Origin of the sequence: Kineococcus sp. R86509, assembly GCF_042466365.1 — a bacterium.
In the GTDB taxonomy this organism is placed as follows: domain Bacteria; phylum Actinomycetota; class Actinomycetes; order Actinomycetales; family Kineococcaceae; genus Kineococcus.
In genome coordinates, this window is the sequence record NZ_JAXHCE010000001.1 from 3,974,756 (window position 1) to 3,988,670 (window position 13,915).

Consider the following 13,915-nt stretch of genomic DNA (forward strand, 5'->3'; position numbering starts at 1 on the left):
GAAAAGCTCCGGCCGACTTCACGGTCATCCCGCTTATGCAGGTGATCGGTGTCAAGGGGGTCAGGACGCGGGCTGGTCGAGGCCTCTGAGGAGGCCCGCGAAGAGCTGCTGACGCCCTTGTTGATCATGTTCGGCGGCGTGGTCGTACTGGGCCTGCAACGTCGGTCGGAAGGCGATCGAGGTCTGGAAGAACGTGCAGGTCTCGCAGACCGACTCGAAGGTGCAATCCAGCGCCGGAGGTCGTGTGCAGAAGCCATTGCCCAGCATCCGCTGATGCATCTCGCGGTGCAGGCGGGCCATCTCCGGGCCGGCCGCGGAGGCCGGTAGTGCGGTGTTCTCGCCGTCGAGGTTGTCGGGGTCGTGGGCGGCGTAGAGCGCTTCGACCTTCTCGGTGACGGCGAAGTACTCATCAGCGACGGTCCGATTCACGATCTTGGCGTAGCGAAGGGTCATGTCCATCGAGTGATGCCCCAGCAGGGCAGCGATGGCCTCCAAACTCATGCCGCGGTTGATGGCCTGAGTGGCCAGGGTGTGGCGCATCTGATGGGGGTGGACGTGGCCGAGGCCGGCGGCGGTGGCGACGTTGTTCAGGCAGCGGATGACGCTGTAACGGTCCATGGGTATGCCGTTCTCCCGCGGCAACAGCAGCGGGTGGGCAGGGTCGACGAAGCGGTCACGGTAATCGGCGATGAGCTCGACCAGTTGGGGGTGCAGCGGGATGTAGCGATCGTCGAGGAGTTTGCCGACAGGAACGTGCAGCCAGTGCCCAGCACCGATCTGGCGGACCGCGTCGCGGCGCAGACCGGTGAACTCCCCGACGCGCAGTCCGGTGCGGATCAGGACCTCGCAGATGACCCGCTCGAGCAGACGCGGTCGGGTCTGCGCGGCGCGCAGGAACTTCGCGGCGGCGGCATCGTCCAGGGCCTTCGGCAGGGGTTTCTCCTGCCGCGGCAGGTCACCGAAGAGAATGGGAACCGTGGGTGGGGCCTGCGGCCAGTCCCAGTCGCGGATGCGGATGAAGAAGGTGCGTAGGTTGCCCAGGCGGTGGGCGCGGGTGGCGGCGGTGACGGGTTTCCCGCGCTGGTTGGTGCGGGCGGCCAGCCAGGGCTTGTAGTCCTCGATGTGGACGCGACGAACGTCAGCCAAGCGGGTGATCTGAGGGTGTTCCTGGAACATGAACTGGGTGAAGCAGCGCAGCGCTATGTCGGAGTTACGGACACTGCCGGAGCGCAAGGTGGTGGCGATCTGCCTCAGGTAGGCGTGCATGGGAACGGTCAGCTCTGTTGCGTCACCCATTGCCTCAGAGTCGATCTCGGCCCAGCTAAGGAAGCGGTCGGGTTGCTTCATCGCCGACCTCGCAGTCCCATGACCGTTGACGTGATCGGTGAGATGACCTCGGGAGTGGGTGGAGCAGTGCGGTGGCCAGCGAACGCTTGAGCATCGATGGCTTCGGCGGCGCGGCGATACTGCCCCGCCAGCCAGTCATCGCCGAGGTGGAGGTAGATGCGGGTGGATTCGATGGAGGCGTGACCGGCCTGGGCCTGGATCGCTTCCAGGGCCATGCCCGCTTCGCGCAGCCGGGTTAGGCAGGTGTGACGCAGTTGATGGCAGGTGACGTGCGCCAGGCCGGCGCGGCGCCGTGCTCCGTCGAGGACCTCATCGAGGCCGGAGGCGGACAGCGGCTGGCCGCGGCGGGGGCCTTTCAGAACGCAGAAGACGTGTCCGTGCCCCAACTGGTCGGCTTCGGCTGGGCGTTCGAGGCTGAGGTAGTCGCCGAGATGGGTGAAGAAGCGTCGAGAGATCGGGATCTGGCGTTGGTGTCCGCCTTTGCCTTCGGCGATGAATACCCGCCGTGCCCCGACGTTCAGGTCCTCCAGGCGCAGGCGCAGGACCTCGCAGCGACGCAAACCCCCGAGCAGCATCGCGGCGACCATGGCGCGGTCGCGGTGGGTGCGCAGGGCAGCGGTGAGAGCGTCGGCTTCGTCGGGGTTCAGGATGACCGGCAGGGTCCGCGGGGAGCGGACCAGCGGGGTTCTCGATCCGCGACTGCTACGGGGCTGGTCGTGTTCGCGCCGTGTCGGCAGGCCGAGGGGGACGGGGTTGGCGGTGATGTCGCCGCGGGCGAGGAGGAAGGTGTAGAAACCGTTGATGCTGGACAACCGGCGTCGAACGGTGCGGGCACTGACCCCTCCAGCAGCGTCGGCGTCGGCGACGACGGCGATCACCGGGCCGAGCACTTCCGCTGATCCTGTTCGCTGGGCGGTGATGAAACCCAGCACGTCGGCGGCGGTGACCTCCGCCGGGGTCTTGGCGATGAGGGTGAAGAAGACCTTCAGGTCGTAGCCGGCGGCCAGGACGCTGTTGGGTCGACAGCGGGCGGTGAGGAAGTCGAGGTAGGCGTCCAGCCAGGGCTCACCCAGGCGCACGGCGGGCAGTCCGGAGGGCGTCAGTCCTTGGGTCAGTCGAAGATCCAGAACGGTCATGAGGGTGCCTCCACGCTGAGGACGTCGAGCCGGTGAGGCTCAGACCGGAGGTTAGCCCCCGATCACCCACATATCATCGCGATACGGACGGTCGTGAGCGGCCGGCGACTTCACGCCTCTGCAGCAGACCCCTACGTGTGAAGTCGGTGATCGATTGCGGAGACGTTGCGGACCATCGCTATCCGTGTTCGACAACTGCCATGGTGAGCAGATGCGCTCTCAAAGCCTGCAGCGACTCAAGGTGGCTGCACTGATCGTGGTGGGCATCGGCGCCCTCGGCCTCGGCGTGCGGGTGTTCCAGGTGCACGATCAGACCTGGGAGTGGCGGCTGCGGGCGTCTGCCACGCCTCCCAAGATTCGCTTCGACGACCGCGACTACCGCCGCGATGAAGGTCCCCCCTCGCCTGCATCTGCTTCAGGTGCCACCGAGCTGGGGGTGACCAGCGCCGGCACCCACCTGTACGGGGTGAGCAACGGCTCGTACGCCCCCGTGGGCGTCTACGCCAAAACAGCGCGCGGTTTCCTCAGCTACTCGCTACTCGGCGGCCCATAGGGACTCCAGTCGACTTACCGGTCATCCCGCTGGTCGCGCGAATGCGTTCATCAGCGAAGCGGTGAGTTGAGGCGTCATCTACTGGGCGGGACGTCGTCACTACCCCGTCTCACCGCTGACTGGCCAACCACGCCGTCGCACGCTTTAGCGTGCCGGGCAGCAAGTAGCCCGAGGGACGTGACTGATCCCCGGTACGTCAGCCCAAGTCGATCGTTCCCGACTGCTCGAGAACTGCAGGATCATCAAAGACGTGGAGCCCGTACTCGCTCGGCTGGACCTCATAGAAGTCGAACGTCCTCGCCCCGGCAGCCGCGGCCTGCAGAAGCGCGCTCGGTTCATCCCCCGACTGCAGGAACCATTGACACAACTGGACTTCATCGTCGACGGCACGTCTGTGCTGCAACGAGTCCTCTCGGTGGACCTTCCACTGCCCTACGGCCTGAACGGGTCCCAGTTCGTCAGCGTCGCGGACCTCGCCTGGCCCGAGCCCTCCGCGCTGAGCCTCCAGCAGCTGCTCGGCGCGCTAGAGCGTGGCGCGGACTGGGACCTACTCGAACCGGGCCGGCTGCCCCTTTACGGCTGCCCCGAGTGCGGTGACCTCTACTGCGGCGCACTCACCGTCGCTGTCACACGCGAAGTCGACCCAGACGATGGGCGAGAGCTTGTGCGCTGGACAGACCTACGGTGCGAAGACGCTCACACTCCGGCTGAGGAGATGCCGGACCTCTCCTCAGCTGGGTCCTTCACCTTCGACGCTGCTCAGTACGACTCCACGTTGCGCTCGGCGCTGCGCCTGATGGAGGACCTGACGCAGGACGAGCAGCAGGCTGAGGCGGCCTGGAAAGCACGACGCAGGCCTCGCGGCCGACTGCGGCGGCTCCTGGCCCCCAGGAGCAGATGACATTGGCGGGGGCATACCCCGCAGCGCACGGTCATCCCGCAATCAGCGCGACGTTCGGTCATACGCGGCGTGTTGACCTCCGTCGTGCGTCGCCGAGAAGTCGAGGGCATCTCAGGATTCGAGCTCGTCCAGTCCCGTCTCAGAAAATACGTATCGCCTTGCGCAAGCGGGACAGTGGACGAGTGGTCGCTGTTGCGGCCCCCAACGCACCTCGACGACCTTCACCTGCTCTTGGTCGTATGGGCACACCAGGTAGTCCATGCACCGAGGCTAGAACGCGAGCCATCCGATCTACCGATCATCCCGCGGTGCGCGCGTCTGGCGATGGACGCACTGCCACGGGTAGACCGCAGTCCGGCCGGTGGACTCCTCAATGTCCGAGCATGGTGACGCCGATGGCGCGATGCTCCTGCCATGGAACGAGACATCGACAAGCTGGTCGACGACATCACTCGCAACCGAAACGCGCACTGGCCAACACCCGGGAACAGATGGCCCTACGAACCTGCCGCCGGCGATGCGCCCGATGACGGAAGCAGCGCGGGGACCCCCATCGTCCCCGCGGGGCCGAAGCCGGTCCTTCCTGCCGTCGTCGTGCCAGAGCGTGGTGAGCAGGACTGATCGACGGTCGGACGGACCTCAGCGACTTCACGGTCATCCCGCGGTGCGCGGCGGTTACCGGTGGCCAGCTACGTGGCGCTCTTGTCGAGGATCGAGAGGCTCCCGCGTGGGTTGCCCGTACTGATCGTCACCAGGTCGGTTCGTCCTCACCTGCGCCAAAGAGGTCGCACGCAGCGAGAGTGCCCACGGCCTGCATCGGAGTACAGCTCAGGGACACGGCAACGTCGTAGGAAGCCTCAGGACGCACCAGCCGCCAGGACAAGCGGGTCCGGTCCTGCAGCAAATGCTGCACCCCGACGAGCTGGCCCCCGACGTCGACCACCGTGTAGTCACCCGTCGCGGTGAGGCGCACCGTTCTGGGCTGCTCCACCGGCAAGGAGGCTCGATAGCCGTAGGTCATCGTCAACGTGGCCGTGACGCCGCGCGCGGCCTCCTCCAGCGGAAGGCCCAGCGTCTGCTCCGCAGGCACGTAGAGCACGCGCACAGCAGCGCTCTCACCTCGCCTCAGCTCCGCCAGTCGCTTCACCTGCTCATCACCTGCGATCGTGGCGAAGCGCTCGCGCAAGCCCTGCTCACGCAACACCGAAAGCGTCGGCATCGTGAAGCCCAACCGTTCGCGGACGACGTCGGGCTTGTGCCAGATGTACCTGCGCGATGCCGCCGTGCGACTGGATCCACTGCCATGGCGGGCAGCGCGCTGCGGCTGCAGGGACGTCAGCAGCTTCTGCAGGCCCGGGGGCCATGACGTGGCTGTCACCACACCCAGTTCGCTGCCGGCTAGCTCGTCTGCGATCACCTCACCACGATGGAGCAGCCCTGAGCATGTGTCACGCCCCGCCACGAGCGAGACCAGGAGAACGCACGGTCATCCCGCTGTCGTGGAAGTTCATACCGGTCACAGGAGCCGGACGTCGTAGTCGCTGAAACGTCGATCGACGCTGAGCAGTTGCAGCCCCCGCCGGGTGGCCTGCGCGATGAGCATGCGGTCAAAGGGGTCATCGTGGTGGTGCGGCAGGGCGCCAGCGGCCAGGCCGTCGTCCACGGTGACCGGCAACTCGGTGAAGCCTTGACGCTCGATCTCCTCGCGCAGATCATCGGGGGCGGTCAGCTTGCCCAGCGAAGCCTTGATCGACATCTCCCACGCCGAGGCTGCGGAGACGAGGACCTCGTTCTCGCCGTCGGCGACCGCGGTCCGCATGCGCTCGGGCAGGCGTCCGTCGTCGCTCAGCCACCACAGCAGGACGTGGGTGTCCAGGAGGAGAGTCGTCACAGGTGCGGGTCGACGTCGTCGTGGAAAGCGGCCACCAGGTCATCGGGGGTCTGGTCGAAATCGGCGGCGATGACCACTCTCCCCTTCCAGGCCCCGGGACGACGCGTACCACGCGAGTGAGCGGGCACCAGGCGGGCCACGGGCTTGCCGGCGCGGGCGATCACCACGTCCTCGCCCCGCTCGACCGCTTCGAGCAGGCGGGACAGGTGCGTCTTCGCCTCGTGCACGTTGACCGTCTGCGACATGACCACACGATAAAGACTAAGTCTGACTAAGTCCATGGCAGAGACACGGGTTCGCCAGCTGCCCCGACGTCACGGTCATCCCGCGGTGTGCGCGGTCCTGAGCTGCCGGCGACGTCCGCTCGTGACGATGAGCGAGGTCGAGCTGAGCGCGACGATCGCCTGCATCTGGCCGCGATCCGAGCGTTTCCCCGACCGGTGACCTGATGGGCAAGCCATCCCCTCGACTCAGGTCAACAGCCCGGCCTCGTGAACCAACCGGAGCGCTTCCTCAGGCTCACGTCGCAGGTGCAGCTCCACGTCCCAGCGACGGTCAGCCCCCCGGACCTCCCGGCGCAGGGACCACCCCAAGGCCACGGCTCCACTGGTGTCGACCTGGACACCCACCGCGGTACCGGCGACCTCCACGATCGTGAAGTCCGACGCCGCTGGCAGGGGAAGCAGCGAACCGTCAGCGGCGAACTCCTGCCACCGCCGTCCCATGTCCCTCGGCCACTGCTGCTCATCAGCCTCACGGACGTAGAGAGCCATGGTGTCGCTGCTCAACACCGAGGACCTCATCGCGTTGCGCCACGTCGAGGACTCCGGCAGGTAGAAGACCGCGAACGACGAGGTGAAGGGCCTACCCGACTTCTCGCGTTGGAGGCGAGGTTCGCCATCGCGTCCGGGCACGGCGAACACCTCACACAAGCCCTCGAGCGCTGCCGCCGGTACCCGCAGCGGAGAGAAGCCCACCACCGCGGCCAGCTCCTCCTCGCTCACCACCGCCCACGCCCACGCCAGGTGCCCAGGAGCACGCGACGCTGGCCGCAACGCCCAGGTGAGGGCGTCGGTCGGCGTCAAGGCGCGCAGGACGGCGCTGACCTTCTCCGGCACCGTGCCGGGCCCTGGTTGCTCAGACATGCGCCCTCCTGTAGGTCGACGACCACATCCCCACCGACACGCTGCGGCGGGCGACCGCCGCCACCCGAAGGCCTCGTGATCCCACTATGGGCCGGAGACGACGTCACGGTCATCCCGCCGTCCGTGCGCACTGCAGCCGGTGAGCTCCCTCGGGATGAGCTGGTGCCGGCGGTCTCCGTCCCGAACGAGCACCCTGCTGACACGCCCGAGTCCAGCGGTCCGCCCCACCACGACCACCTACCGCCGGAGCTGCGCGCTCAGACCGTCGAGGGCCGTGTCCGGCTGCTGGAGCAGGCCCGTCAGCCCAAGACCCACCCGCCCCAACGGCCTGGTCACGGCACCGTGGGGGTCATGCCACCCCCTGACGATCCCGCAGGCGAGTCCGCGACTGGGCGAGAACCAAGCGGCAGCGATCCGGGCAGGATCACGGCTGATCGTGATCCGCAGGACAGGCCCTAGGCGACCAGCAGGTCGGCCCAGACCGTCTTGCCGTCCCCGCGCGGCGCCACCCACCAGCGCTCCGCGACCATCTGGACGATGAGCATCCCGCGCCCGCCCGTCGCGTCGTCGGTGGTCTCGCGGGGTTGGGGGTGCTGGGTGGAGGTGTCCTCGACGCCGACGCAGAGCAGGGATTCGGCCAGGTCGTGACGCAGGGTCAGGGTGGCGGGGGAGCCGGTGTGCAGCAACGCGTTCGTCACCAGTTCCGAGACCACGAGCTCGGCCTCGTCGGCCCGGTCCACGAGGTCCCACGCCTGCAGCGTCGACCGCAGGTAGTCGCGGGCGGTGCGCACGGCGCGGCCGTCCGCGGGCAGCACCAGGCTCGTCTCCCGGGTCCCCGGGGCCGGGCCGGCGTAGTCGACGACGAGCAGGGCGGCGTCGTCGTGCTTGGTGCGCCGTGCCGGGGCCAGGACGTGGTCGGCGAGCAGTTCCGCGGGAGCCCCGGCCATCTCGGCCAGCGCCAGTTCGAGGGTCTCCTCGCCGGCGTCGCCGTCACGCGGCCACTCCACGAGACCGTCGGTGTAGAGCAGCAACCGGCTGCGGGCGGCGAGCCGGTGGCGGGCCTGCGGGAACGTCGCGTCGGGCAGGACCCCCAGCGGCGGACCCGGCTCGACGTCGAGCTCACGGACCGGCCCGGGGGCGAAGAGCAGCGGGACGGGGTGACCGGCGCTGGCGACGACGACCTCACCGGTGCCTTCGTCCAGCGACACCAGGCAGCACGTCGCGAACAGGTCGCCGTCGAAGCTCTGCATCAACCGGTTCGTCCGCTCGAGCACGGCGGCGGGGTCGTGGCCTTCGCTGACGTAGGCCCGCACGGCCGTGCGGACGCGGCCCATCAGCGCCGCAGCGGCCGCGTTGTGGCCCTGCACGTCGCCCATCGACAGCACGAACGCACGGTCCGTGGGGATCGCGTCGAAGAAGTCCCCACCCACCTCGGCCCCGTCGGTCCCGGGCAGGTAGCGCGAGGTCAGACGCACCGCCGCGGTCTCCGGCAGCCGGTGCGGCAGCAGGGCGAGCTGGATGGCCCGGGCCGTCTCGGCGGCCCGGTTGGCGTGCAGCAGCTGCTCCTCGCGCGAGGCCGTCTGGCGGGCCCGGCGCTCGCGGTCGAAGATCGACACGACGAGCTGCGCGAGGTCGGCGAGATCGGCGCGCTGGTGGTCGCTCAGTTCCGCGGACACCTCGTCGAAGACGCAGAGCGTGCCCAGGGCCAGGCCCTCGGGGGTGAGCAGCGGGGCGGCGGCGTAGCTGCGGATCCGACCGAGGCGACCGTCGACCCACGGGTTGGCCGCGAACCGGATGTCGCGGCGGGCGTCGGGTGCGTGGACGAGCCCGCCGTAGCCGAGGGAGTAGTAGCACATCGAGTCCTCGCGGGCGCAGTCCGCGCGGTCGAACCCCTCCGTGGCCAACTGCCGCTGGAGCTGGTCGTCGATGATGTTCACGACGGCGTTGGGCATCCCCGTGACCTTCCGGGCCAACCGCACGACCGCTTGCAGTTCGTGCGGGGGCGCCGCCGCCACGTCCACGTACTCGCGCAGCGCCGCGAGGCGCGCACTCTCGTCGTCGACCGGGGCCACCTCGGTGGACCGTGCCGAGGAAGCACCGTTCATGCCATTTACGTTACTACCGGACTACCCTGCGTGTTCTAGAAACCGCAGTCACTGCTGGCCGGGGTGGCGGCGCTTCGCCCCGGACGGCATGGCGTTCCAGACCCGGCTGACGAGCCGACGCGGGACGACGTCGAGAGCCGTCGAGACGAGCTTCCAGCGACGCGTCGGGATGCTCACCGTGCGGCCGGCGAAGAGGTCGTCCAGCGCGGAGTCGACGACGTCGTCGATGTCCAGCCAGATCCGGTTCGTCAGGCCCGACCCCCCACCCGAACGCATCCCCGAACGGGCGTGGAACTCGGTGCGCACGTAGCCCGGCTCCACGACCGTCGCACTGACGCCGCTGCCCTTCAGCTCACCCGCCAGGGTCTCGGTCAGCACGATCACGTACGCCTTGGCGGCGGAGTAGTGCCCACCCCCGGGGACCAGGCCGGCGACGGAGCCGACGTTGAGGATCCGACCGCGACCGCGGGGGACCATCGCCCCCGTCGCCGCCCGGGACAGGACCATCACCGCCCGGCAGAGCACGTCGAACATGCGCTCGTGGTCGCCCGGCACGCCGTCGAAGAACCGCTGCTTCAACCCGAAGCCGGCGTTGTTCACGAGGACGTCCACGGGGGCCCCGGGGCTGGCGACCCGCTCGGCGACCCGCTGCAGGTCCGCGCGCACGGACAGGTCGGCGGCGATGACCTCGACGTCGACCCCGTGCTCGGCCCGCAGCGCGGCCGCGGTCGACTCCAATCGGGTCTCGTCGCGCGCGACGATCACCAGGTCGTGACCACGGCGGGCCAGCGAGTGCGCGAACCCCGCCCCCAGACCGGCGGTCGCCCCCGTGACGAGGGCGGTCGGACGCGGCGCGCGGGCAGGCGTGGAGCTGGTCACGAGGGGGGAGCCTACGGGGCGACGGCGACCGGGCGCCGACCCCACACGCGTTGCGCCGCCAGGCAGACCACCGCCGCCGTGAGCACCGCGCAGGAGGCCGTGGTGAGCGCCTCCCGCGGGCCCGCGGCGTCCAGAATCAGGCCGGCGGCGGCGTTGCCCAGCGCCGCGCCCGCGGTGATCGCCGTGGACAGCCACGCCTGCGCCTCCCCGAGCCGGTGGGCCGGTGCCAGCTGGTCCACCAACCCCTGGGCGGCGATGAGGTTCGGGGAGATGAAGAGCCCGGCGAAGAAGAGGACCACCATCAGGACGGCGAGCGGCACGTCCGCCCCGGCGCTCGTCGCGACGGCCAGGAGCAGGACCCCGAACAGGGCCAGCGTCACCAGCAGCCGACGCCGGTCCGGACTGCGCCAGTCCCGGCTGCCGTAGAGCAGACCGCCGATGGCCGAGCCGCCGGCGATCGGCGCGAACAGCACCCCCAGCCGGTCCGCCGACCCCAGCAGGTGCTCGGCCAGCCCGGCGATCGAGACGTCGAGGATGCCGAAGCCGATGCTCATGACGGCCATGACGACCAGCAGCAGGACGAACCCCGGGCTGTGCAGCAGCGCCGCTCCCGCACCGTGCGACCCGCCCTCCTCGAGGGTGGCCGGTGGCCGCCGCGCGCCGGGGGAGCGGACGTAGGCCATCGTCCCGCCGAACAGCAGCAGCACCGTCACCAGCAGGGGCAGCGCGGCGACCCCGAGCAGCAGCAACCCGCTGAGCAGCAGGGGGCCACCGACGAAGATCGTCTCCACCGCGGCCGCGTCGAGGGCGTACCCGCGCCGACGCGGTCGTTCCTCCAGGACCACCACCCGCCAGGTCGTCCGCATCGCCGGACTCAGGGGCGGGAACGCGGTCCCGGCGAGCAGGGCCAGCACGGGCAGGACCGGCTCCGGGACCGCCTGCCACACCGTCGCGCCCGTCAGGAGCAGCAGCAGCCCACCACTCGCCGCCGCGGTGGGAACCAGGACGCGCGGTTGCCCCAGCCGGTCCAGCGCCCGGCCCCAGAACGGCGAACCGAGCGCCAGCCCGACCGCGAACAGCCCCGTGACGATCCCGGCGAGGGAGTAGGAGTCGCGTTGGTCGCGCACCAGCAGCACCAGCCCCAGCGGGGCCGTGGCGATGGGGATGCGGGCCACCACCGAGGAGATGAACGGACGCGCCACCAACGGATCGCGCAACAGCGCGAAGTACCCCGACATCCCCACCAAGTTCCTTCTCGGCGTCCGCTGCACCGCGACCGCACCAGCCTGGGGGTCGAGCTTGTCAGACGGGCCAGATGCGCGCGCAGTGCCCACCGGCACGTCGGGCCGCGTCCAGCGCCGCGACGGCCTGCCGCTGCGCCTCCGCACCCGTGGCCGCCCGCGTCGGGGCGAGGCTCGCGCCGATGCTCACCGACACGTCGGGGTGGGTGTCCATCGACGTCTCCACCGCCATGAGCAGGGCGTCGGCGACGCGTTCGACGACACCCTCGCTGCCCGCCCGCGGCAACCCGGTCAGGAGGACGGCGAAGAGGTCGGGGCCGACCGGGATCCACCGGTCGACCGAGCGCACCGCCCGGCGCATCCGGGCCACGACCGTGGCGCGCGACGCCGTCGAGGAACCCTCGGAGCCGTCGACGCCGACCACCAGCAGACCCGTCCCGGTGCCGACCCGCCGGTCGTCGTCGATCGCCTGCGACACCGTGGCCACCAGGTCCCGCTGCCCGGCCGGGGCGAGGTCCACGACCGCGGGGGACGCCTCGCCGGTGCGTTCCGGGGTCCGCTCCGGTGCCTGCTCCAGCAGCCCCGCCAGGACCGAGACCACCAGCTCCCGGTCGTGGGAGACGACGAGGTCGAACTCGGCGCCCACGGGCCGGGCCAGCACGATCGAGGCGAAGTGCGGCCCCAGCACGACCGCGCCCACCTCGTCGGCGCCGGGCAGGGACAGCGAGAACCCGGCGCGCCGGGCCAGTTGCTCGTGCCGGGCGACGCGCTCGGCCGACGCCGTCCCGAGGCTGACGACCGCGGTGGGTTCGACGCTGCGCAGTGCGTGCCGCTCCAGGTGCCGGAGGGTGTCCTCCACGACGTCCGCGTCGACGCGTCGCGCGTCCCGTCGGCACGCGACCGCCGCGAAGGGCGACCCGGTCAGGGGCGCCGGTCGCGCGACCGGGCGCAGCGGCTCGCGGGTCGCAGCCGTGGCGTCCTCCCTCGGTCGACCGAAGAACCACCCCTGCCCCAGCGTGGCGCCCAGGGCGCGGGCGGTCCGCAGGTCCGCGGCGTTCTCGATCCGCTCGGCGAGCACGACCGAGCCGTCCCGTTCGGCCTGGGCGCCGACGGCCTGGACGATCGTGGCGACCTCGGCCTCGGGTCGGGCGGCCAGCAGGCGCAGGTCCAGCTTGAGGACGTCGGGACGCAGCGCGGGCAGCAGGGCCAGCGCCGCCGGGTCCGCACCCAGGTCGTCCAGGGCGATCCCCCACCCGCGCTCGCGCAGGCGGGCCGCGAGCCGGAAGACGTCGCCCGGCCGCGTGGTGAGGGCCCGCTCGGTGAGGTCCGCCACGACGTGGACGTGGCCTCCGGACGGGACGTCCACCAGGTCCGTGGAGACGTTGACGAAGACGGTGCCCGCACCCGCCCCCGTCCGCTGCGACGTGCTCAGCGCCGTGCGCAGGCAGGCGGCGTCCAGGTCGGCGAGGCGGCCGGCGTCCGCGGCCGCCGTGAACAACTGCCCCGGGGAGGCGAGGGCGGAACCGTGCGGACCGCGGACCAGGGCCTCCACGGCGACGGGTTCGCCGGTGGCGAGGTCGACCACGGTCTGGAACACCGAGCGGAGGGCGTTCTCGCGCAGCACCTGCCCGAGCGCAGGGCCGGGCGCGCTCGTGGGGTCGGTGCGCAGCGGGGTCACCCGGTCGACGTCGGCACGCTGGGCCACGAGCTTGAGCCCGAACGGGTGAACGGTGACGCACCGTCCGGTGCACACGAGAAGCGTTCGACATGGTCGAACGAGACGCGTTGACGCCGGTCCTGACCCCTCCTACCTTCCAGACCACGGCAACTTCGCCGTCTGCACGCCCGACTCAACGTGGAGTTCCCATGTCCCACAGCTCGTCGACGGAGTCCGCCGCGCCCGCGGCCACGATCCGTCGCAAACCCACGCTCGCCGGTGAGCTCCTCGCGGAGTTCGCCGGTACCGCGATCCTCATCCTCTTCGGCGTCGGTGTCGTCGCCCAGGTCGTGGCCGGCAAGAACGGCGGGGACGACTCGATCCACTGGGCCTGGGGCCTCGGGGTCACCTTCGGCATCTACGTCGCCGGCCGCACGACCGGCGCCCACCTGAACCCCGCGGTCACCATCGCGCTCGCCGCCTTCCAGGGCTTCTCCTGGAAGAAGGTCCTGCCCTACAGCGTGGCGCAGTTCCTCGGGGCGTTCGTGGCCGCACTGCTCGTCCGCTGGGTCTACGCCGGCCCGATCGACGCGCTCGACCCGGGGCACACGTACACCAGCCAGGGGATCTTCTCCACGCTGCCCGGCGCGAACGTCAGCGTCGGCGGCGCGTTCCTCGACCAGGTCCTCGGCACCGCGATCCTCGTGTTCCTGATCTTCGCGGTCTCCCAGGCGAAGGCCATGCCCCCGGGCGCGAACCTCGCGCCGTTCATCGTCGGCCTCATCGTGGTCGGCATCGGGATGGCGTGGGGCAGCAACGCCGGCTACGCCATCAACCCGGCCCGCGACTTCGGCCCCCGGCTCGCCTCGTTCGTGACCGGGTACTCCACCGCCATGCGCGAACCCGGTGGGGCGTTCTACTTCTGGGTTCCGATCGTCGCCCCGATCCTGGGTGGTCTCATCGGCGGTGCGCTGTACAAGGTGCTCGTCGAGCGCCACCTGCCCGACGAGGACGCCCCGGAGCCCGAGGGCCGCGTCCTCACCGAAGACTGACCGACCAC

The 13,915-nt window shown here is 70.4% G+C and carries 13 protein-coding genes; 3 read left to right on the plus strand and 10 right to left on the minus strand.

Annotated elements, in window-relative coordinates:
* Nucleotides 1–60: 60 nt before the first annotated feature.
* Nucleotides 61–1,347 carry a tyrosine-type recombinase/integrase gene (locus tag SJY07_RS19430; RefSeq protein WP_380161253.1) on the minus strand — a complete coding sequence of 429 codons (1,287 nt, stop codon included), beginning with the start codon at nt 1,345–1,347 and terminating at the stop codon, nt 61–63.
* A complete protein-coding gene (locus tag SJY07_RS19435; protein WP_380161254.1) occupies nt 1,344–2,483 on the minus strand; it encodes a tyrosine-type recombinase/integrase in 1,140 nt (379 codons plus the stop codon). The genes SJY07_RS19430 and SJY07_RS19435 overlap by 4 nt, the downstream gene beginning before the upstream one ends.
* A 184-nt stretch (nt 2,484–2,667) precedes the next feature.
* On the opposite strand from SJY07_RS19435, the gene SJY07_RS19440 reads away from it, so the two are divergent.
* Together SJY07_RS19440 and SJY07_RS19445 are read left to right on the plus strand one after the other, a co-directional pair.
* A complete protein-coding gene (locus tag SJY07_RS19440; protein WP_380161255.1) occupies nt 2,668–3,036 on the plus strand; it encodes a hypothetical protein in 369 nt (122 codons plus the stop codon).
* Between the two features lie 250 nt (nt 3,037–3,286).
* Complete coding sequence (locus tag SJY07_RS19445) at nt 3,287–3,937, plus strand: hypothetical protein (protein WP_380161256.1); 651 nt, start codon at nt 3,287–3,289, stop codon at nt 3,935–3,937.
* 748 nt (nt 3,938–4,685) lie between these two features.
* Here the strand turns inward: SJY07_RS19445 and SJY07_RS19450 are convergent.
* The 8 genes from SJY07_RS19450 to SJY07_RS19485 all read right to left on the minus strand — a co-directional run bounded on the left by SJY07_RS19450 (nt 4,686) and on the right by SJY07_RS19485 (nt 12,903).
* A complete protein-coding gene (locus SJY07_RS19450) occupies nt 4,686–5,354 on the minus strand; it encodes a hypothetical protein (protein WP_380161257.1) in 669 nt (222 codons plus the stop codon).
* A 99-nt stretch (nt 5,355–5,453) separates the two neighbouring features.
* Nucleotides 5,454–5,828, minus strand: a complete 375-nt coding sequence (locus SJY07_RS19455) for a type II toxin-antitoxin system VapC family toxin (protein ID WP_380161258.1) — start codon at nt 5,826–5,828, stop codon at nt 5,454–5,456.
* Nucleotides 5,825–6,073: a type II toxin-antitoxin system Phd/YefM family antitoxin gene (locus SJY07_RS19460; protein ID WP_328292568.1), complete on the minus strand. Its 249-nt coding sequence runs from the start codon at nt 6,071–6,073 to the stop codon at nt 5,825–5,827. The genes SJY07_RS19455 and SJY07_RS19460 overlap by 4 nt, the downstream gene beginning before the upstream one ends.
* Nucleotides 6,074–6,298: 225 nt before the next feature.
* Nucleotides 6,299–6,973, minus strand: coding sequence for a hypothetical protein (locus tag SJY07_RS19465; protein WP_380161259.1), 675 nt, complete (start codon nt 6,971–6,973; stop codon nt 6,299–6,301).
* A 455-nt stretch (nt 6,974–7,428) separates the two neighbouring features.
* Nucleotides 7,429–9,078, minus strand: coding sequence for a SpoIIE family protein phosphatase (locus SJY07_RS19470; protein WP_380161260.1), 1,650 nt, complete (start codon nt 9,076–9,078; stop codon nt 7,429–7,431).
* A gap of 48 nt (nt 9,079–9,126) precedes the next feature.
* On the minus strand, nt 9,127–9,957 hold the full coding sequence (locus SJY07_RS19475; protein ID WP_380161261.1) for an SDR family NAD(P)-dependent oxidoreductase: 831 nt from the start codon (nt 9,955–9,957) through the stop codon (nt 9,127–9,129).
* Between the two features lie 11 nt (nt 9,958–9,968).
* Nucleotides 9,969–11,195: an MFS transporter gene (locus SJY07_RS19480; protein ID WP_328292564.1), complete on the minus strand. Its 1,227-nt coding sequence runs from the start codon at nt 11,193–11,195 to the stop codon at nt 9,969–9,971.
* A gap of 64 nt (nt 11,196–11,259) precedes the next feature.
* Entirely contained in the window at nt 11,260–12,903 is a 1,644-nt protein-coding gene (locus SJY07_RS19485; RefSeq protein ID WP_380161262.1) for an EAL domain-containing protein, read from the minus strand.
* A gap of 161 nt (nt 12,904–13,064) precedes the next feature.
* On the opposite strand from SJY07_RS19485, the gene SJY07_RS19490 reads away from it, so the two are divergent.
* Nucleotides 13,065–13,907 (plus strand): MIP/aquaporin family protein, encoded by an 843-nt coding sequence (locus SJY07_RS19490; RefSeq protein ID WP_380161263.1) that lies wholly within the window; start codon nt 13,065–13,067, stop codon nt 13,905–13,907.
* Nucleotides 13,908–13,915: the final 8 nt, after the last annotated feature.